The organism is uncultured Streptococcus sp. (assembly GCF_963516515.1).
In the GTDB taxonomy this organism is placed as follows: domain Bacteria; phylum Bacillota; class Bacilli; order Lactobacillales; family Streptococcaceae; genus Streptococcus.
The window spans coordinates 26,216-45,837 of record NZ_CAUQCJ010000001.1; the positions used below are offsets into that span (position 1 = coordinate 26,216).

Genomic DNA, 19,622 nt, shown 5'->3' on the forward strand with positions numbered 1-19,622 from the left:
AAAAGAGTTCCGCCTCTATTTTTCATTTACAATTACAAGGTACGAAGCGCATCTTCTAGCGCTGTTTTTTGTTGAGTTTGGGCATCAATTTCTTTGATAATGCGAGCTGGAACACCTGCTACTACCACGTTTTCTGGGACATCTTGGGTAACGATAGCTCCTGCTGCGACAACTGAACCACTGCCGATTTGGACCCCTTCGATAACCACTGCATTGGCACCAATAAGAACATTGTCTCCGACACGGACTGGTTCAGCGCTAGCTGGCTCAATTACACCTGCAAGAACGGCACCTGCACCAACGTGGCTGTTTTTCCCAACAATGGCACGACCACCAAGGATGGCACCCATGTCAATCATGGTTCCTGCACCGATTTCAGCACCGATATTGATAACTGCTCCCATCATGATAACAGCATTGTCACCAATTTCAACCTGATCACGGATAATAGCACCTGGCTCGATACGAGCGTTGATAGCACGTTTATCTAGCAAAGGAACTGCAGAATTGCGAGCATCTTGCTCAACAACATAGTCTTGATTTTCTACCAAGCCATCAAGAAGAGGAGCAACATCTTTCCAGTCTCCAAATAGGACATTCCCTAATTTGACAACAGAGCTTGGTACAGCAGTTGCAAGTTGTCCCTCAAAGGTTACTTTAACACTGGTTTTCTTTTCAGCATTGGCGATAAATTGGATAATTTCTTGTGCGTTCATTTTTGTAGCAGTCATAAGCGCCTCCTAGTTCATTTTAATGATACCTATTCTACCAAAAAAGGCCTCAAATTTGAAGCCTTTTTGTTTGTTTTTAGGTATGATTTTTAGGGATGTGAGATAAAACGTGCTGTCGGTAAAAGCAAGCCCCTACCGATACAACCTAAAAACACTCTTCACAACTATCTCCCCGTGTTTTATTGACTATTCTAGTATAGCACACTTTTAGAATTAAGAAAAGACTTTTTATTTACTTTCTTTCGCTTCTTCTATCGATAGGAAAATCATGGGTAAAATAATCAAGGCCATAGCTAGAAGGAGAGACCAATCCACTACCAATCCTAAAAACAAAACACTCAAGAGAGCAGAAGAGAGAGGTTCACTGGCACTGATAACAGAAACCACCAAAGGAGAAACCAAGGACACAGCCTTCATGGAAATAAAAAAAGCAAAAGCTGTCCCGAAGAAAGCAATAATAAGGCAAATCAAGATACTCCAAATATCAAGAGTAAAGGAAAGATGATAAACTGGCGAGAGGACATTGCTAAATAAACCTGCCAAAATCATCCCCCACCCAACCGTCGGAACAAAACCATAGCGCTTCGCAAAAGGTTGGGGCAAGATGACATTAAACATAACACCCATGGCACTCAGCAAACCTGTTATAAGGGCTAGTGGTGTCATAGATAACTGAGAGAGATCTCCCTTTGTCGCCATCAGACAAACACCCAACATGGCAATCAAAACATAAAAAATAGCACTTTTTGACGCTCGTTTTTGATAAACCAAAAGATTGTAAAAAAGAATAAAGACAGGGCTGATAAACTGTAAAATAGTTGCTGTCGCAGCATTTGAGTATTCTACGCAGAGATAGAAAAAATACTGGACTGAGAAAATTCCCAAAATAGCATAGGCTAAAAAAGGCAGGTAATTTTTCTTATCTCGCCAGATATCTAACACTTGCAATTTTAATTGCATTGCTGACCAAATGAGTACAAGACTCCCTGCCAGTGTCAAACGCATAGAGGTAATCCAGCCCGACGACACCTGGTAATGGGTAAAGAAATACTCTCCTAGAATCCCACAGATTCCCCATATTAAGCCAGATAAGAGCGAATAAACGGTTCCTTTAACAATCTTTTTCTGATACTGATTCATACCTTTATTGTAACACGAAAGGAAAAAAGAAAAAAGTGGCAATCAATACCACTTTCCTATCTTCTACTATTTGATTGTGTAGGTGATGATGAACTTGATGTACTGCTAGAACTACTACTTGAACTTGGTGTAGCTGAGAAACTACCAATAATACTTGACCAAGCATTTTGATAATCTGATTCACTTCCTCCAATAGCAAAGTGATAGCTTGTCGTAGGAGCCCCTGCCTTGTTAGCCCAATAGCTCGTTACAGTAGAACCTGAAAGATCCACCGTTTTTCCGTTAACAGTTACTTTACCCGGCTTCTGCCCTGTAGATCTGAGGACCTGAGATTGAGTCACACTAGAATCAAGATTAAAGCGTTCATTGCCCCAAACGCCAGGCTCTGCCTCTTGGATAGCATTAACCAAGTGAGCCATATATTTGGCATTTCGATAATGCCCCGCTCCCTTGGCCATTGGGCGGTTGTCATCATGACCTAGCCAACCACCTAGAGTCAATCTTGGTGTCGAAAGCATGAGCCACATATTTTCATCTTCATTGGTCGTACCAGTCTTACCAATCCAGTCTGCACGAGCTAAGTTTGAATTAATAGCAGCCAAGTCCGTTTGGAAACTTGAAGTGATTCGAGATGAAATCACTTCACGAAGCAAGCTCTGCATAATCGTTGCTGTTGCCTTCGAGTACACTTGAACTGGTTTGTCTTGGAATTCATAGATTACTCTACCATCAGATGATTCAATCTTAGAAATCACATGCTTCTGATGGTAGACACCGTTATTGGCAATTGTTTGATAACCGTTGGTATGCTGGGCAACTGTAACTTCGATACCACCGCCCATAGGCAGACTTTCGATGCCGTACTCTGGAATCTCGTAACCCATTTTCTCCATATAGCCCTTGACATCAACACCCTTCTCGCGAAGCATACGATAGGTCCAATAGGCTGGGATATTCCATGAATAGTTCAAGGCTTCTCCCAAAGTCATCATACCTGTACCTGGACTGTTTACATACATGATAGGATTGCCATTAGAGAATTTTGTCGGATAATTAGACAAGATACTAGCGCTTCCCATCAATCCTTGGTCAATGGCAATACCATAGGCCAGCAAAGGCTTGGTTGTCGATGCTGGTGAACGCTTGGTGTCAAAGGCGTGATTGTTTTGATTTATCTGGTAATTACGACCACCAACAAATCCTAGAACAGCGCCTGTTTTATTGTCCATCAAAACATTGCCTACTTCAGGCTGCCCAGTCGCATCATCTACCAAACGACCGTAGTTAGCAACTGCATTTTGCATGGCGTTATGAATTTTTTTATTGATCGTTGTAGTGATTTTGTAACCACCCTTACTTAGTTCCTGCTCCGCTCGCTCATGATAAGCCTTTTGAACTGCTTCCTTTTTCAACTCTTGGCTAGAGACATTGTCCTGCTGAACCAAATAATCATACATACGATCTGTCGCTTCAGACATAGCCGTAAAGTAAAGGTAATCTCTCGAAACAGCATTAACAGTTCCCGATGGCAAGAAGTCTTGTTTGAGATTATAATTCTTGTACTGGTCGTATTCTTCCTTAGTTAAAGCACCCGTACGGTACATGTTATAGAGAACTCCCTTGGCCCTCTTCAAACCAAGTTCTAAGTCTTCATCACTCTTTAACTCTCCAGTATTTTCATAAGGAGAATAAGTAATCGGACTCTGGGGCAAACCTGCTAGGAAAGCAGCTTGAGGAATACTCAACTTGTTGGCATCAATACCGAAAATCCCTTCAGCAGCTTGCTGGGCACCTGCAATGTTTTGCCCTTTATGATTTCTACCAAAAGGAGCGATATTGAGATAGGCTGTTAGGATCTCATCTTTTCCCATCACTCTTTCTAAGGCAAGGGCATCGACAATTTCTGTAGCCTTACGAGCCAAGGTCGGAGCATCTCCGACCACTTGTTGCTTGATTAGCTGTTGAGTCAAGGTCGAGCCCCCACTAGATGAGCCCAAACCTGCAAAGGTTCCCAAGGTCGCCCGAATCACAGCTTTTGGCACAACCCCTTTATGTTCAAGAAAATGTTCGTCCTCAGTTGCAACGATAGCCTTTTTGAGATTGTCCGATATTTCCTCAGATGAGACAGAAGTTCTCAGTAGGTCACTCTCAATAGAAGCAATGACACTCCCATCTGCATAAACAATTTCTGAGATTGAAGAAACATTTTTGACCTGCTTGACCAAATCCTCCGCTGGCGGAACCTTAGCCTTATCAAACAAGGCAACTCCATAACCAAGAGCTACACCAGCACCAAAAAGCCCACCAATAAAGCCTAGAATAAAGAGCGTATTCAAAACTCCCTTGATAGCAGCCAAAATGCTCCCTAAGATAGACAGAATTCGCCCACCTGTTCCATCCGACTGCTTCTCCTCTGAGACTTTCTCTGATTTTTTATGATTTATGTTTGATTTTACTAGCTGGAAAAATTCCAGCATTTTTTGTTTTAATTCATTTAATTGATTTTGCATGGATTTCCTCACTCTATCTATTATACCATAAAAGGTAAACTTTCAATAAAATAGCCACTTTCTTCCCTATTCTACTAGGCTATTGCCCAAGTTTGTGATACAATAGGTAGAAACAATATTTTTAAAAAGGAGAAAAGACACATGCACATTTTTGATGAGCTAAAAGAGCGTGGTTTGATTTTTCAAACGACTGATGAAGAAGCTTTGCGTAAAGCCCTAGAAGAAGGTCAAGTTTCTTATTATACTGGCTACGATCCAACTGCTGACAGCCTTCACCTAGGCCACCTTGTCGCAATCTTGACAAGTCGTCGCTTGCAGTTGGCAGGTCACAAACCTTATGCGCTCGTTGGCGGTGCTACAGGTCTCATCGGAGATCCGTCCTTCAAAGATGCTGAACGTAGTCTCCAAACAAAAGACACAGTAGATGGCTGGGTCAAGTCTATCCAAGGACAACTTTCTCGTTTTCTTGACTTTGAAAATGGAGAAAACAAGGCTGTCATGGTCAACAACTACGACTGGTTTGGCAGCATCAGCTTCATTGACTTCCTCCGTGATATCGGAAAATACTTCACTGTCAACTACATGATGAGTAAGGAATCTGTGAAAAAACGGATTGAAACAGGGATTTCTTACACTGAGTTTGCTTACCAAATCATGCAAGGTTACGACTTCTTCGTCCTTAACCAAGACCACAATGTAACGCTTCAAATCGGTGGTTCTGACCAGTGGGGAAATATGACAGCTGGTACCGAATTGCTTCGTCGTAAGGCTGACAAGACTGGCCACGTAATCACTGTTCCATTGATTACAGACGCAACTGGTAAGAAATTTGGTAAATCAGAAGGAAACGCAGTCTGGCTCAATCCTGAAAAGACTTCTCCATACGAAATGTACCAATTCTGGATGAACGTTATGGATGCAGACGCTGTTCGCTTCTTGAAGATCTTTACTTTCTTGTCACTTGAAGAGATTGAAGACATTCGCAAACAATTTGAAGCAGCTCCACACGAACGCTTGGCTCAAAAAGTCTTGGCTCGTGAAGTTGTCACACTTGTTCACGGCGAAGAAGCCTACAAGGAAGCCCTCAACATCACTGAGCAACTCTTTGCAGGAAACATTAAAAACCTTTCTGTCAAAGAACTCAAACAAGGACTTCGCGGAGTGCCAAACTACCAAGTACAGGCAGACGAAAACCACAATATCGTGGAACTGCTCGTTTCATCTGGTGTGGTTAACTCAAAACGCCAAGCCCGTGAAGATGTCCAAAACGGAGCTATCTACGTAAACGGCGACCGTATCCAAGACCTTGACTATGTCTTGAGTGACGCAGATAAGCTTGAGAACGAACTGACTGTTATCCGCCGTGGTAAGAAAAAATACTTTGTATTGACTTACTAAACTATTCAACATTTATCTATAAACAAAGGAGTTATCCTCGAGAAAGGTAACTCCTTTTTGCTGTTAATAAATCTCATCTATCTAGTTTTAATAGACAGACTACGCAGTACAATGCGCAAGGTTGTTAGATTATGTAAGATAGAGAGATTTGAAGGACTGAGCCAATTAAACAAGCCAAAGCCAATCAAACTACTATTTACGACAACGGTATCTTGAATATTCTTCTTGATGAGTTTTTGCAAAGATGATGATAGCGAATCCAACTCTTGGAAGAAATCCAAGCGATTATCTAACAATAAGATATCACTCATCTGCTTAGAAATATCTGCACTCTCATTCATCACCACACCGATATCTGATAGGGTTAGAGCCGCTGAGTCATTCAACCCATCCCCAACCATCAAAATAGTGTGACCTGCTTTCTGCAGTTCCTCTACTAACTCAAATTTTCCATCAGGTTTCAAGTCTGTATAGACCTGATCAAAGGGCAAATCTTTGACTAATTCCTCTGTTCTAACCAAGGTGTCCCCTGTTGCCAGAATCAATTTTTTCCCCTGCGCCTTAAGTTTCTCCAAGGCTGTTTTTGCTTCTTTTCTCAAAGGAGTATGAATGCAGAACATTCCAATTAATTCATTCTGGTAGGCTAAGAATAAGAGATTGTAGTGGCTCTTGTACTCTTCAATTAAAGCATTTTGTTCTGAACTGATATGAATTTGCTCATCCTGCATCAAAACATAATTCCCAATAAGAACTGGTTGCCCATCTATATGAGATTTGATTCCCTTGCTTGCAATATATTGGAGTTTCCCATGCATTTCCTCATGTTCAATCCCCTCTATCTCAGCTTGCTTGACAATGGCATTAGCAATAGGATGATAAATGTGTTCCTCAAGACAGGCACTGATTCTGAGAATATCTTCCTCACTATAGTCCCCAAAAGGTAACACCTTTTCAACTATAGGATAGCTAGTTGTGATTGTTCCCGTCTTATCAAACAAGAAAGTATCAACTTCCAGATATTTCTCCAGAACATCCCCATCCTTAATCACCATTTCACGATTCAACCCCTCCTTGATAGCTGTCAAATAAGCTACAGGAGTAGAGATTTTCAAAGCGCAGGAAAAATCGACCAATAGGAAAGAAATAGCCTTAGAAAAAGAACCTGTTAATAGGTAAGTCAGACCAGCCCCCAAGAAATTATATTTGACGACCTTATCCGCCATCTTGATGAAATAGCGTTGTTTCGTTTTCTTATTTTCTTCAGATTTCTTCATCAACTCAATCAGCTGTAAAATCCGGCTGTTCATCTGATTATCGGTTACACGAATGCGTAACTCTCCAGTTTCTAATACTGTATTTGCACAAACCAAATCAGACTCTCTTTTTTCAACTGGAAAACTCTCTCCCGTCAAGGAACTTTCGTTGACCATACCTAAACCTGAAACTACTTGTCCATCAAACAAAATTTCATTTCCTTGAGATAAGACCAGGACATCTCCTATTTGAACATCGGAACTCTTGATACTAACAACCGTATCGCCCTGTACTAGGAATACATCGCTCTCTTTTGCAAGAAGGCTTTGTTCTAAATCTGTTGCAGTTTTTTTCAAGGACCACTGATCTAAATGATTCCCCAAATCAAGCATAAACATGATATTGCTAGCCGTCTTGGATTGGTTCATAAACAAGGACAATAAAATCGCCGAACAGTCCAAGACCTCCATCGTTAGTTCCTTACGCGCTAGGGTCTGATAGGCTTCTCTAACATAACCCAAAGCCTGATAACAAGTCCATATATAGCGAATTGGAGACGGCACAAGACTACGAAAAAGCACACGCTTAATCGCTGCACCTGAAACAATAGAATAAGCACTCTCTTCTCTACGAATGGGAAGAGTCATCAACTCAGAAACTTTCCCTTTATCAATTCTTTTTAAAAAGGCTTCTGCATTGTCTAATACAGAGAAGCCTTCTTTTATGCGTAGAGTAAAGTGCTGTTGATCCATGTAAAATTGGATAGACTCAATCCCCTTTTCATCTCTCGCCAAGGAACGAAGATAGTCTTGAATATCCAAGGTGAGTGAAAAAGAAGATGATAGTCGGATATGTTGGTATCCTCTATGTAGCACTTTAAAAGACATATTATTCTCCTATAAGGCTATCTAATTGCTCTTCTTTTTTCTCTTGCTCGTACAAATATTTGGCATCTTGCAAGACATCGTCTCCATGTTGCTTCACAACAGAAACAGATGCATCTAGCTCGTCTTTCAACTTGTAAGCCTTAGCCAAAGCTTTAGAATAACCTTTTTTAGCTTCCTTACTTGCTAAGATTTTCAAACCAAGGGTACCAAATGCAACACCACCTAAAAAGAGTGATGATTTTTTCGCAACTTTTGCGACGGTCAATACTTCTTTTAACATACTTATTTCCTCCTAGCTATTATTATATATTAATTTGTATATAAAAGCAATTTAATTTTGGTACTTTGAAAAGTAATTATACTACTATTTAATTCTATTACAACTCATCCTAAAGTTGCTTTCATTTGCCTCTTTTGATACACTTAAACTATGAATACAAATCTCAAACCCAAACTTCAACGTTTTGCTTCTGCGACTGCCTTTGCCTGCCCTATCTGTCGAGAAAATCTGACTCTGCTAGAGAGCAGTCTCAAATGCAACAATCGCCATTCTTTTGACCTGGCAAAATTCGGCTATGTCAATCTAGCTCCTCAAATCAAGCAATCTGCTAACTACGACAAGGAAAATTTTCAAAACCGTCAACAAATCCTAGAAGCCGGCTTTTATCAAGCTATTCTAGAGGCCGTCTCTGACTTACTTTCAAACTCAAAAAATGCCAAAACAATTTTAGATATCGGTTGTGGCGAAGGATTCTATTCTCGCAAACTCCAAGAAAGTCATCCTGACAAAACCTTCTATGCCTTTGATATTTCCAAAGATTCAGTCCAAATCGCTGCCAAGAGTGAACCCAACCGGGCAGTCAATTGGTTCGTGGGTGACTTAGCTCATCTTCCTATAAAAGACGATAGCATGGATATCCTGCTTGATATCTTTTCGCCTGCCAACTATGGAGAATTTCGTCGCGTTTTATCCAAAGACGGCATCTTGATAAAGGTTATCCCAACGGAAAATCACCTCAAGGAAATTCGCCAGAAGGTACAAGACCAACTGACAAACAAGGATTATTCTAACCAAGATATCAAAAATCATTTCCAAGAACACTTTACCATCCTATCTAGTCAAACTGCCTCTCTGACTAAAACTATCACAGCAGAGCAGCTCCAAGCCCTACTCAGTATGACTCCTCTCCTCTTTCACATCGACCAGACTAAGATTGACTGGAGCCAACTGACAGAGATTACTATTGAGGCTGAGATTCTGGTTGGGAAAGTACTATAATTGACACAAAAAACCGCATTTCAAGAAGATATGCGGTTTTAAATTGCAATTTTTAAACTATCTATCTAAAGGGAGTTGAAATTTAATAATTCTAAGCTCTAATCTTTATTTTCGATTCGATATAACAAACTTATCAATGAATAGTAAATGATATAAGGCAAGTACAGACCCCCAGAAACTACCTCGAAGAGAGATTTCTTGATGATTTAGAGGAAACAAATCATGGTTACCAATATAGAGGCAGGTCAAAATAACAAATACAATCCAAAATAAATCCGTCCATTTATATTTTGAAAAATATTTTTTCCACATAAGAACACCTTCTTTCCTATAATCATATTATAACACTCTATGTAAGCGAATACAAGCAATATGAGGTAAGCAACTACAAAGAAACATAAGGCTGAAGACAGTAAAAACCAGCATTTTAAGCGCTGGTTTATTGTTTTAAACTAGGTTTCTTACAAAGCTTACTAACACTAATCTTTAAAAAAAGTTAGTTTTTGAAGTTGATTAATTGTTAGTTTCCCAAACTGTACTCTTTTTTTATTTTTTAAACCCCAATAACTAAGGGCAAGTAATGCTACAACCCAAGCAAAAGTGATTCCCAAACTGTCAAAATTCAACTTGAAATCTGGTTTATTAAAGAAATCTACATAAACTCCTAAGAAAGTTGTATCCATAAATTTCTTGATTTCTGAGCTAACTTGAGAAAACATCGGCAAGAATGAGAGACCAAGCATTGGAATCAAACCATAAACCTGAGCCTGCGTTTGTGTCTCTGAAATAGCTCCAATCACTAAATTTAAGAGGATTGTACATAGTGCTACCAGAGAGGCTACTACAAGGTATACAGGATAATCTTTTGCGAAATCCACTTCAACCATAATAGGGAAGGAAATAACTGAAGATAAGGCAAAGATTACAGGATAAAATAACACGGAAACAAGATATTCTCCACGGCGAACTCCGCTTAAAATGAGTGTTTTAAAAATTCTTTTTTCTTTTTCCTCTGCAATAGAGTTTGAAATCATTGACCCAGAAGAAAATGAGAATGCCATTGTTAAAGAACTAAACAATAGTGTTTTCCCTTGAGTGCCATCTGTATTCATAAAATTTTGGAAGAGTAGAACCATAAAGAATGGGAATACTACCTGTACCAAAGTGTTTTTGTTTGTTAATAATACTTGTGTCCTCAACCAGATAAGGGCTAAAATTCTCTTAAACATCTAATTTTTCTCCTGTCAATTTAATAAAAATATCTTCTAAAGTGGGTTCACATGAGTGAATCGTCATCATTTTTTTATAATCTTCTTGCTGCAAGTCTTCAAAGCGCACTACCTTTTTAGTAGAATCACTATAAGTTACTGCAACCTTTTTTTCCGTGTTGTATTTTTGGATAATTTCGCTTGGGCTTCCTTGTTCAATAAGATCACCTTTATTCAAAAGAGCTAGGTTATCACATAATAAAGTCGCCTCATTCATATCATGAGTAGTTAAGAAAATGGTTGTTCCTCTTTCCTTTAACTCCTGTAGTAATTTGTGAATCTTCTTTGAGGTTGTGGGATCTAACCCACTTGTAGGTTCATCTAAAAATAGAACTTTAGGATAATTGATTAAAGCACGAGCTAAAAGCATCCGTTGACGCATTCCTGTAGAAAGTTTCTCAGCTGGAGTGTCTTTACTATCATACAGACCAACTTGTTTTAGAATTTCTTCAATTCGGGATTTTGAAACTCCGTATAGTCTTGCAAATAGCAACAAGTTATTGTACAAATTTAATTTTTCGTAATAACCACTTGTGTCACCTACTAAACCTAACTCTTCAAAATCTGACGGAAGTAATTTTTGAGAATCTTTCCCTAATAATTCTGTCTTTCCGCTGTTAGCCTGTAGCTGTCCTGTCAGAATATTGATCATTGTTGTCTTCCCTGAACCAGATGGACCTAGGAATCCAAAAATTTCTCCTTCGTTTATTGAAAAACTAATTTGATTTAAAGCAATATTATCTCCAAATCGCTTTGTAACTCTTTCTACCTTAATCATTTTATTACCTCTTTCTAATTTTAATTTCTATTTTAGAAACTTCACTCACTCCCATCGGTTATGTCAACAACTCTAATTCTAGGCTTTAAGTTGGAGTCCATTTTGATTTCTCTCATTTCATTTGGAAGCAAGAGAACTAATTTTAGTAGCTTTTCATCAAGTGTTACTTTACATAGGCGTCTGCTATCTAGACTATTTTTGATAATCAGATAATCCTTCTTGACAAACTTTTCATCCATATAATAGTCAATTGTTTTTGCCATAGTTTCCTCCCACCTGCTAATCTACATCCCGTTTAAATAGAAATGTTTCTAGCATTGCGTTCTGCTTAACTTATTTACAATAACAGTATATACCTTACGAGAGTAAAAAAACAGGACATAAATGTCCACTGACATTTATGTCCTGTTTTTAAATTGAAATTATGGAAAATCCTTATTTTTTTCCTCTATCACTCGATTTTTAAAATTCATGTCATTCAAAAATTCTGCCCCATTGATAGCTTTTTCATAGTATTGCAGGGCTTTTTCTTTATCTTTTTCTCCGTATAAGTAATATTTTGCTTCAATGAAGTCTACAGTTGGTTTTAAACTAGTATCTCCGATGTCAATCATAATTTCTCTTAAAATGCTCAATATTTCAGGTATAAATTCATGATAATCGATGTCAAGCTGATAAAGTACTAAACCTATTAGCACCCTTTGAAGCAAGTGAATATAGTTTGTATCATCATAATTTGTTTGAGATACAATATTTAGACAAACTTTTTTTAAAGTTATTTCATCTCGTTCTGCATTAACCGCTAAAGATAAAAAATACAAGTACAATAGTAGTAGATCATTTGTCGAATATTCTGTTCGCAGCATTGTTTGCTCAAAATACTCCTCAATTAAACCTTCCCCAAATTCAGCGTTTTCAGAAACATATACATCATCAATGGCTTGTAGGACTTCAACTGATACTTGCTCATCTTCAGGAAGTTGGTCATAAAAACGTTCCTGAATTTCTTCAAAGATAGCCTCACGTTGGCGGATTTTTTCTTCATCTCCATGAATAGATTGACGAATCAATTTTGTTTTTAGTTTTAGATACTCTTTGGGAACGATTAGCAATCGTTCATCAATTAACTGAGATATCGGAACTCCTAACACTTCAGCTATATAGTCTAGTTTCGCTAAGCTGGGCAAGTTATTTCCAGTTTCAATTCGACCCAACTGACGAACTGTAAGCTCTTTTTCATCTCCACAAAATGCTTCCCTACTCAATCCTTTTTCAGTCCGTAAGGTACGAATTCTTTTCCCTATTTCTAAATTTTTCATCTTATTCCTCTGTAAATAGTCTTTTGAACATAAAAATAAAAGTACTTATGCTATTTGTTTTCATCTATTATTTCAAATATATTAACTTTTTCCTGAAAAAGCTACCCATATTGCATATCAGCATCCCTTCATAATAAACAGAGAGTTTTTTTACATATCAGGAAACTCTTCTTTCATCTCCTCTATCACCCGATTTTTGAAATTTATATCATTAAAAAATTCTGCCCCATTGATAGCTTTTTCATAGTATTGTAGGGCTTTTTCTTTATCTTTTTCCCCGTATAGGTAATATTTGGCTTCTAAGTAGTCTACCGTTGGTTTTAAGTTTGAATCTTGAATTTCCATCATAATTTCTCTTAGAAAACTAAAAATGACAGAGATATCTTCGTAATATTCGTTCCTCAATTGATACAACAGTATTGCAATTAATACTCTTTGTAGTAGATGCATGTAAGTGTTATCTGAACAGTCAATTATGGTCACGATATTATTTCTTACTTTTTTAAAAACGTCATCATTTCGTTTAAAACTAATAGCATTTGATAAAAAATATAAATATAAAATCAATAAATCATTTACAGAATACTCCGTTTGTAGCAAAGTTTGATTGAAATATTCCTCAATTAAACCTTCTCCAAATTCAGCGTTTTCAGAAACATATACATCATCGATAGCCTGTAGAACCTCAACTGCTACCTGTTCATCTTCAGGAAGTTGGTCGTAAAAACGTTCTTGAATTTCTTCAAAGATTTCCTCACGTTGACGAATTTTTTCTTCATCTCCATGAATAGATTGACGAATCAATTTCGTTTTTAGCTTTAAATACTCTTTGGGAACAATTATCATGCCTTCATCAATTAACTGAGATATTGAAACTCCTAACACTTCAGCTATATAGTCTAGTTTGGCTAAGCTGGGCAAGTTATTGCCTGTTTCAATTCTTCCTAACTGACGAACAGTAAGTTCTTTTTCATCTCCACAAAAGGCTTCTCTACTCAATCCTTTTTCAGTTCGTAAGGTGCGAATTCGTTTTCCTATTTCCAAATGACTCATAATGCGCCTCTTCAAATTCTAATTTGACATCCAAACAACTACTTGTATACGTTTCCATTTTAACACACTTTCTTACAATTTTCAGATAAAAATAATTATAAGGAATAATTTTAAGCCAACACTCTATATAAGTGAGTCATTTAAATATAGTATCTGAGGTCTATTTCCACTCAAGTATCAAAAAAGCGAATTTCAATCGAAACTCGCTTTTTTACAAAATGTATTAGTATGAATTTGTATCTTATACTCAATGAAAATCAAAGAGCAAACTAGGAAGCTAGCCGCAGGTTGCTCAAAGCACAGCTTTGAGGTTGCAGATAAAGCTGACGTGGTTTGAAGAGATTTTCAAAGAGTATTAGTTCAAGTGCCAGATATCTTCGTTATACTGAGCGATTGTGCGGTCAGATGAGAAGAATCCTGCTTTAGAAATGTTAACGATAACTTTATCCAACCATGCGTCACGGTCTTCGTAATCAGCCAACATTTGCTCTTTGACTTTGATGTAGTCTTCCAAGTCAAGAAGAGTCATGAACCAGTCTTTGTTGATCAATTCATTGTAAAGACGTTCCAAGCGCTCTTTGTTTCCAGCTGCAAGAACTGCATCGCTAACGATGAAGTCAACCAATGGTTTGATAGCTTCACGAGCGTAGAATTCGCTTGATTTGTAAGCTGCTTTTGCATAAAGATCGATAACAGTTTCTGAATCTTCACCGAAGATGTAGATGTTTTCGTCGCCAACCAACTCAGCGATTTCCACGTTAGCACCGTCCATAGTACCAAGAGTCAAAGCTCCGTTCAACATGAATTTCATGTTACCAGTACCTGAAGCTTCTTTAGAAGCAAGTGAGATTTGTTCTGAGATATCACATGCTGGGATAAGGAAGCTTGCTGCAGTAACGTTGTAGTTTTCAACCATAACTACTTGCAAGTGTGGAGCTACTGCTGGATCGTTAGCAATAACTTCTGACATGCAAAGAATCAAGTGGATAATGTCTTGAGCGATTGTGTAGGCTGGAGCTGCTTTACCACCAAAGAAGATTGTGATTGGGCGAGCAGGGATGTTACCAGCTTTGATGTCAAGGTATTTGTGGATTACATACAAAGCGTTCATTTGTTGGCGTTTGTACTCGTGAAGACGTTTGATTTGGATGTCAAAGATAGAGTTTGGATTGATTTCCACACCTTGGTGTTCTTTCAAGTGACGAGCCAATTTACGTTTGTTGTGAGCCTTGATGCTTTCCAATTTTTCTTTGACAGCTTCTTTGTCTTCGTAAGACAAGAGTTTTTCAAGCTCATCAGCTTCATGGTGCCAACCTTCTCCAAGAATCTCATCCAAGTAGTGAGACAAGCTTGGGTTAGCATGCATGAGCCAACGACGGAAAGTGATACCGTTTGTTTTGTTGTTGAATTTTTCTGGGTAAAGGTCGTAGAAAGCTTTCAACTCAGAATTTTTCAAGATTTCAGTGTGGAGTGCTGCAACCCCGTTAACACTGTATCCGTAGTGGATATCCATGTGAGCCATGTGAACACGTCCGCTCTCATCAATAATTTGAACAGCTGGATCTTTCACTTCTGCTTTCACGCGACGGTCCAATTCTTCGATGATTGGTACCAAGTGAGGAACCACTTCTTGCAAGAATTCAAGAGGCCATTTTTCAAGGGCTTCAGCAAGAATTGTGTGGTTAGTGTAGGCAGTCATGCTACGAACGATTGAGATTGCTTCGTCAAGCTCAATACCACGAGCAGTCAAAAGACGGATCAATTCAGGGATAACCATTGATGGGTGAGTATCGTTGATTTGTACAACTGCGTAGTCAGCAAGGTCATGCAAGTTGCTTCCTTTTTCGATTGCTTCTTCGATGATCAATTGCGCACCGTTTGAAACCATGAAGTATTGTTGGAAGATACGGAGCAATTCACCTTGACGGTCACTATCATCTGGGTAAAGGAAGAGAGTCAAGTTGCGAGCGATATCTGTCTTGTCAAAGTTGATACCATCTTTGATAATAGAAGAATCAACTGAATCCAAGTCAAACAAACGCAAGCGGTTTTTAGTTGCTGTTTCATAACCAGTAACATCAATATCATAAAGAGTTGATGTCAAAGTAAAGTCTGCAAATGGTACTTGGTAGCTACGGCTTGAGCGAACCAACCAGTTTTGCTCTGTCAACCATGCATTTGGAATTGTTTCTTGTTGGTTGTTTTTAAGAACTTGTTGGAAAAGACCAAAGTGGTAGTTAAGACCGACACCGTCACCATTCAAACCAAGAGTAGCAATTGAGTCGATAAAGCAGGCAGCCAAACGTCCCAAACCACCATTACCAAGAGATGGTTCCAATTCAACTTCTTCAACTTCGATCAAGTCTTTACCTGCAGCTGCAAGTTCTTTTTTAACATCGTCGTAAAGACCAAGGTTGATCAAGTTGTTTGACAAGAGTTTACCAATCAAGAACTCAGCTGAGATGTAGTAAACTTTTTTCTTACCAGTGTTAACTGGTTTTTTGCTGCTTGCAAGCTTGCTGTAGTTAAGAAGAGCAAGGTAAAGCTCTTCATTGCTACATTCTGCAATGGTTTTATTGTAACGATTTTGTACAAATTCTTGTAGTGATAACATGTTTAAGGTGTCTCCTGATATTGTATTATTTCTTTAATTCTACCAAATTTTCATTGATTCGGCGATAGATTGTTGTCAAGTCAAGCAAAGTTTCTTCGACAGCTGGTGTCAATTGATCTTCAGTCATACGCCAAGACCAGTTTCCACCAAGGGTAGATGGGAAGTTCATACGAGCTGTCTCATCCAATTCAAGCAAATCTTGCATAGTTGCAATTGCCATAAAGCTAACTGATGAAAAGACTGTACGAAGCATAGCGTGTGGCACTGTTTCGTATTCTTTACGGTTAGTGTAGCGAGCCATATACTCACGAGTCGCATCATCGATCTCGTTACGGTACCAACCAAGGACCGTATTGTTATCGTGTGTTCCTGTGTACATAACTGAGTTAGCAGGTGCCAAGTGTGGGCTATCGATACTTTCGTCTTCTGGATTGAAGGCAAATTGAAGAATCTTCATTCCTGGGAAGCCAGTACGTTCACGCAACTCAATAACTTCATCTGTCATGAAGCCAAGGTCTTCGGCGATGATGTTTAGCTCACCAAGTTCTTCCTTAACGGCTGCAAAAAGCTTGTAGCCCGGACCTTTGACCCACTCACCAGGTGCTGCTGTATCGGAACCAGCAGGGATTTCCCAGTAAGATTCGAAACCACGGAAGTGGTCGATACGAACGATGTCGTAGATTTTGAAGCTTTCACGCAAGCGTTCAATCCACCATTTGTAACCATCTTTGTCCATTGCTTCCCAGTCATAGATTGGGTTACCCCAAAGCTGACCAGTTGCAGAAAACTCATCTGGTGGGCATCCTGCGATGCAAGTTGCCTTACCGTTGACATCTGTTTTGAAGAGATGTGGATTTGCCCACATATCGCTTGAATCTTCCGCTACGTAGATTGGCATGTCCCCAACGATTTCGATGTGGTTGTCGTTAGCATAGGCTTTCAATTTCAACCATTGTTGGAAGAAGAAGTACTGAGTCACACGGTGGTAAACCAACTTGTCTGCCAATTGCTCACGGTAGCTTTCAAGTGCTGAAGCTTTACGAGCACGAGCATCAGCATCTGGCCATTCAGTCCAAGCAAGATTTTCAAAATGCTCTTTGATAGCCATATACTCTGCGAAGAGTTCAAGCCATGATTGGTTGTCTTGAGCAAATTTCTCAAAATCTTTGACATCTCCTACTTCCAAGAAGCGTTTCACAGCTTTTTCTAAAAGAGGACGACGTGCGTAGTAGATTTTAGCATAATCAACTTTAGACGCATCGCTACCAAAGTCAACCCCTTCAAGGTCACTTGTTTCCAACAAGCCTTGCTCTACCAAGATATCCAAATCGATAAAATGAGTATTTCCTGCGAAGGCTGAGAAAGACTGGTAAGGAGAATCTCCGTAACTAGTTGTTCCTAATGGAAGGATTTGCCAGTAACGTTGTTTTGTGCGAACCAAGAAATCAACGAAATCGTAAGCACTTTTACCAAATGATCCGATTCCGTATGCTCCTGGAAGAGAAGAAATGTGCATCAACACACCACTTTGACGTTTTTTCATAATAAGCACCTCATGTGTTTATAGTTATTATTTCATTTTTACGAACGCAAACGTTTGCGCTATTATTAGTATATCTCATTTTTTTGATAAATGCAAGCGGTTTTAAAAAACTTTTTTGATTATTTTTTTAAGGGTTTTTCTTCATGCTTGTATATATATTCTTTATAAAAAAATAAAACCTTATAGAAAACTTCTCTTATTCCATCTCGAAACACATTGAGCCTATTTCCCATATCTAAATCAAGCAATCGTTTTCTCTCTATTTGAATTATGCATAAGGGGAAAAACATTTTATAATCTTTCTTCTATTATATGCCGTTTAAGCGTTTACTTTTCTGTCAAATTTTTTAAAATTTTTTCAAAAAAACGCTTGCAACCGTTTTCTATTTGTGTTATACTAGTCCCATAAAGGAAAACGTTTGCGTTTCCTCATTATAAAATTTGTTATTCTTTAGGAGGAATACACTATGTCATCTAAATTCATGAAGAGCGCTGCTGTGCTTGGAACTGTTACACTTGCTAGCTTGCTTTTGGTAGCTTGTGGAAGCAAACCTGCTGAAAAAGCTGCTGATGCTGGTTCATCTGCAGGGAAAGAAATCACTCTTTACGTTGAAGACCAATACAAAGCTTTCGCTGAAACAGTTGCTAAAGCTTACGAAAAAGAGTCAGGAACAAAAGTTAACATTAAATCTGGTGACCAACTTGGTGGTCTTGACAAACTTTCTCTTGACAACCAATCAGGTCAAGCTGCTGACGTTATGATGGCACCATACGACCGTGTAGGTAGCCTTGGTACTGACGGACAACTTTCAGAAGTTAAATTGAGCGACGGCGCTAAAACAGATGATAAAACTAAATCTCTTGTAACAGCTGCTGACGGTAAAGTTTACGGTGCTCCTGCCGTTATCGAGTCACTTGTTATGTACTACAACAAAGACTTGGTAAAAGAAGCTCCAAAAACTTTTGCTGACTTGGAAAACCTTGCTAAAGATAGCAAATACGCATTCGCTGGAGAAGATGGAAAAACTTCTGCTTTCCTAGCTGACTGGACAAACTTCTACTTTGCATACGGACTTCTTGCTGGTAACGGTGCTTACGTATTCGGACAAAACGGTAAAGACGCTAAAGACATCGGTCTTGCAAACGACGGTTCTATCGCAGGTATCAACTATGCTAAATCTTGGTACGAAAAATGGCCTAAAGGTATGCAAGATGGTACAGCTGCTGGAAACTTAATCCAAACTCAATTCCAAGAAGGTAAAACAGCTGCTATTATCGATGGACCTTGGAAAGCTCAAGCCTTCAAAGATGCTAAAGTAAACTACGGTGTTGCAACTATCCCAACTCTTCCAAACGGAAAAGACTACGCAGCATTCGGTGGTGGTAAAGCTTGGATCATCCCATCAAGCACTAAGAACCTTGAAGCTGCTCAAAAATTTGTAGACTTCCTTGTTTCAACTGAACAACAAAAAGCCTTCTACGATAAAACTAACGAAATCCCAGCTAACACTGAAGCTCGTTCATACGCTGAAGGTAAAAACGATGAGTTGACAACAGCTGTTATCAAACAGTTCAAGAACGCTCAACCAATGCCAAACATCTCTCAAATGTCTGCAGTTTGGGAACCAGCTGCTAACATGCTCTTTGACTCTGTAAGCGGTAAGAAAGACGCTAAAACAGCTGCTAACGACGCTGTAACATTGATTAAAGAAACAATCAAACAAAAATTTGGTGAATAAAAAATTTGTTCAAGGGGGGTGGAATTCAAATCCCCCTTTGAATTTATCAATAGAAAAACATATATAGTTTAGGTTTTGATTAGAAACCAGTATCCTATGAAAGGAGTTA

16 protein-coding genes are annotated in these 19,622 nt (G+C 38.7%); 3 read left to right on the top strand and 13 right to left on the bottom strand.

Annotated features, from left to right (window positions below):
- Positions 1–32: 32 nt before the first annotated feature.
- The 3 genes from dapD to pbp1b all read right to left on the bottom strand — a co-directional run bounded on the left by dapD (position 33) and on the right by pbp1b (position 4,381).
- Positions 33–731 carry a 2,3,4,5-tetrahydropyridine-2,6-dicarboxylate N-acetyltransferase gene (dapD, locus tag RYL77_RS00100; RefSeq protein WP_000127460.1) on the bottom strand — a complete coding sequence of 233 codons (699 nt, stop codon included), beginning with the start codon at positions 729–731 and terminating at the stop codon, positions 33–35.
- Between the two features lie 228 nt (positions 732–959).
- A complete protein-coding gene (locus RYL77_RS00105) occupies positions 960–1,871 on the bottom strand; it encodes a DMT family transporter (RefSeq protein WP_315008906.1) in 912 nt (303 codons plus the stop codon).
- Between the two features lie 56 nt (positions 1,872–1,927).
- Positions 1,928–4,381, bottom strand: a complete 2,454-nt coding sequence (gene pbp1b, locus RYL77_RS00110) for a penicillin-binding protein PBP1B (protein ID WP_315008908.1) — start codon at positions 4,379–4,381, stop codon at positions 1,928–1,930.
- Between the two features lie 141 nt (positions 4,382–4,522).
- Here pbp1b and tyrS point away from each other — a divergent pair, with 141 nt between their 5' ends.
- The gene (tyrS, locus tag RYL77_RS00115) at positions 4,523–5,779 is read left to right on the top strand and encodes a tyrosine--tRNA ligase (protein ID WP_315008910.1); all 1,257 of its coding nucleotides are present in this window, start codon (positions 4,523–4,525) and stop codon (positions 5,777–5,779) included.
- A 77-nt stretch (positions 5,780–5,856) separates the two neighbouring features.
- On the opposite strand, the gene RYL77_RS00120 is transcribed toward tyrS, so the two are convergent.
- Complete coding sequence (locus RYL77_RS00120) at positions 5,857–7,920, bottom strand: heavy metal translocating P-type ATPase (RefSeq protein WP_315008913.1); 2,064 nt, start codon at positions 7,918–7,920, stop codon at positions 5,857–5,859.
- Position 7,921: 1 nt separating this feature from the next.
- Complete coding sequence (locus RYL77_RS00125) at positions 7,922–8,200, bottom strand: DUF6110 family protein (protein ID WP_000910909.1); 279 nt, start codon at positions 8,198–8,200, stop codon at positions 7,922–7,924.
- 150 nt (positions 8,201–8,350) lie between these two features.
- Between RYL77_RS00125 and RYL77_RS00130 the strand changes: the two genes are divergently transcribed.
- A complete protein-coding gene (locus RYL77_RS00130) occupies positions 8,351–9,199 on the top strand; it encodes a putative RNA methyltransferase (protein ID WP_315008922.1) in 849 nt (282 codons plus the stop codon).
- A gap of 105 nt (positions 9,200–9,304) precedes the next feature.
- Here RYL77_RS00130 and RYL77_RS00135 read toward each other — a convergent pair whose 3' ends face one another.
- From RYL77_RS00135 to malQ, 8 genes are all read right to left on the bottom strand, one after another.
- Positions 9,305–9,511, bottom strand: a complete 207-nt coding sequence (locus RYL77_RS00135; protein ID WP_315008924.1) for a hypothetical protein — start codon at positions 9,509–9,511, stop codon at positions 9,305–9,307.
- Between the two features lie 167 nt (positions 9,512–9,678).
- Complete coding sequence (locus RYL77_RS00140; protein ID WP_315008926.1) at positions 9,679–10,428, bottom strand: ABC transporter permease; 750 nt, start codon at positions 10,426–10,428, stop codon at positions 9,679–9,681.
- Positions 10,421–11,245 carry an ABC transporter ATP-binding protein gene (locus tag RYL77_RS00145; protein ID WP_315008928.1) on the bottom strand — a complete coding sequence of 275 codons (825 nt, stop codon included), beginning with the start codon at positions 11,243–11,245 and terminating at the stop codon, positions 10,421–10,423. The genes RYL77_RS00140 and RYL77_RS00145 overlap by 8 nt, the downstream gene beginning before the upstream one ends.
- Before the next feature lie 41 nt (positions 11,246–11,286).
- A complete protein-coding gene (locus RYL77_RS00150; protein ID WP_061759704.1) occupies positions 11,287–11,508 on the bottom strand; it encodes a hypothetical protein in 222 nt (73 codons plus the stop codon).
- 159 nt (positions 11,509–11,667) lie between these two features.
- On the bottom strand, positions 11,668–12,564 hold the full coding sequence (locus tag RYL77_RS00155) for a helix-turn-helix domain-containing protein (protein WP_315008931.1): 897 nt from the start codon (positions 12,562–12,564) through the stop codon (positions 11,668–11,670).
- A gap of 150 nt (positions 12,565–12,714) precedes the next feature.
- On the bottom strand, positions 12,715–13,617 hold the full coding sequence (locus tag RYL77_RS00160; RefSeq protein ID WP_315008933.1) for a helix-turn-helix domain-containing protein: 903 nt from the start codon (positions 13,615–13,617) through the stop codon (positions 12,715–12,717).
- 355 nt (positions 13,618–13,972) lie between these two features.
- The gene (gene glgP / locus RYL77_RS00165) at positions 13,973–16,231 is read right to left on the bottom strand and encodes a glycogen/starch/alpha-glucan family phosphorylase (RefSeq protein WP_315008935.1); all 2,259 of its coding nucleotides are present in this window, start codon (positions 16,229–16,231) and stop codon (positions 13,973–13,975) included.
- 25 nt (positions 16,232–16,256) lie between these two features.
- Positions 16,257–17,774 carry a 4-alpha-glucanotransferase gene (gene malQ / locus RYL77_RS00170; RefSeq protein ID WP_315008937.1) on the bottom strand — a complete coding sequence of 506 codons (1,518 nt, stop codon included), beginning with the start codon at positions 17,772–17,774 and terminating at the stop codon, positions 16,257–16,259.
- 467 nt (positions 17,775–18,241) lie between these two features.
- On the opposite strand from malQ, the gene RYL77_RS00175 reads away from it, so the two are divergent.
- Positions 18,242–19,513: an extracellular solute-binding protein gene (locus tag RYL77_RS00175; RefSeq protein WP_315008939.1), complete on the top strand. Its 1,272-nt coding sequence runs from the start codon at positions 18,242–18,244 to the stop codon at positions 19,511–19,513.
- Positions 19,514–19,622 lie beyond the last annotated feature (109 nt).

Bases quoted from the DNA above. Each gene is read 5' to 3' on its own strand.
- dapD (WP_000127460.1), bottom strand. From the start codon at position 731: ATGACTGCTACAAAAATGAACGCACAAGAAATTATCCAATTTATCGCC.
- RYL77_RS00105 (WP_315008906.1), bottom strand. From the start codon at position 1,871: ATGAATCAGTATCAGAAAAAGATTGTTAAAGGAACCGTTTATTCGCTC.
- pbp1b (WP_315008908.1), bottom strand. From the start codon at position 4,381: ATGCAAAATCAATTAAATGAATTAAAACAAAAAATGCTGGAATTTTTC.
- tyrS (WP_315008910.1), top strand. From the start codon at position 4,523: ATGCACATTTTTGATGAGCTAAAAGAGCGTGGTTTGATTTTTCAAACG.
- RYL77_RS00120 (WP_315008913.1), bottom strand. From the start codon at position 7,920: ATGTCTTTTAAAGTGCTACATAGAGGATACCAACATATCCGACTATCA.
- RYL77_RS00125 (WP_000910909.1), bottom strand. From the start codon at position 8,200: ATGTTAAAAGAAGTATTGACCGTCGCAAAAGTTGCGAAAAAATCATCA.
- RYL77_RS00130 (WP_315008922.1), top strand. From the start codon at position 8,351: ATGAATACAAATCTCAAACCCAAACTTCAACGTTTTGCTTCTGCGACT.
- RYL77_RS00135 (WP_315008924.1), bottom strand. From the start codon at position 9,511: ATGTGGAAAAAATATTTTTCAAAATATAAATGGACGGATTTATTTTGG.
- RYL77_RS00140 (WP_315008926.1), bottom strand. From the start codon at position 10,428: ATGTTTAAGAGAATTTTAGCCCTTATCTGGTTGAGGACACAAGTATTA.
- RYL77_RS00145 (WP_315008928.1), bottom strand. From the start codon at position 11,245: ATGATTAAGGTAGAAAGAGTTACAAAGCGATTTGGAGATAATATTGCT.
- RYL77_RS00150 (WP_061759704.1), bottom strand. From the start codon at position 11,508: ATGGCAAAAACAATTGACTATTATATGGATGAAAAGTTTGTCAAGAAG.
- RYL77_RS00155 (WP_315008931.1), bottom strand. From the start codon at position 12,564: ATGAAAAATTTAGAAATAGGGAAAAGAATTCGTACCTTACGGACTGAA.
- RYL77_RS00160 (WP_315008933.1), bottom strand. From the start codon at position 13,617: ATGAGTCATTTGGAAATAGGAAAACGAATTCGCACCTTACGAACTGAA.
- glgP (WP_315008935.1), bottom strand. From the start codon at position 16,231: ATGTTATCACTACAAGAATTTGTACAAAATCGTTACAATAAAACCATT.
- malQ (WP_315008937.1), bottom strand. From the start codon at position 17,774: ATGAAAAAACGTCAAAGTGGTGTGTTGATGCACATTTCTTCTCTTCCA.
- RYL77_RS00175 (WP_315008939.1), top strand. From the start codon at position 18,242: ATGTCATCTAAATTCATGAAGAGCGCTGCTGTGCTTGGAACTGTTACA.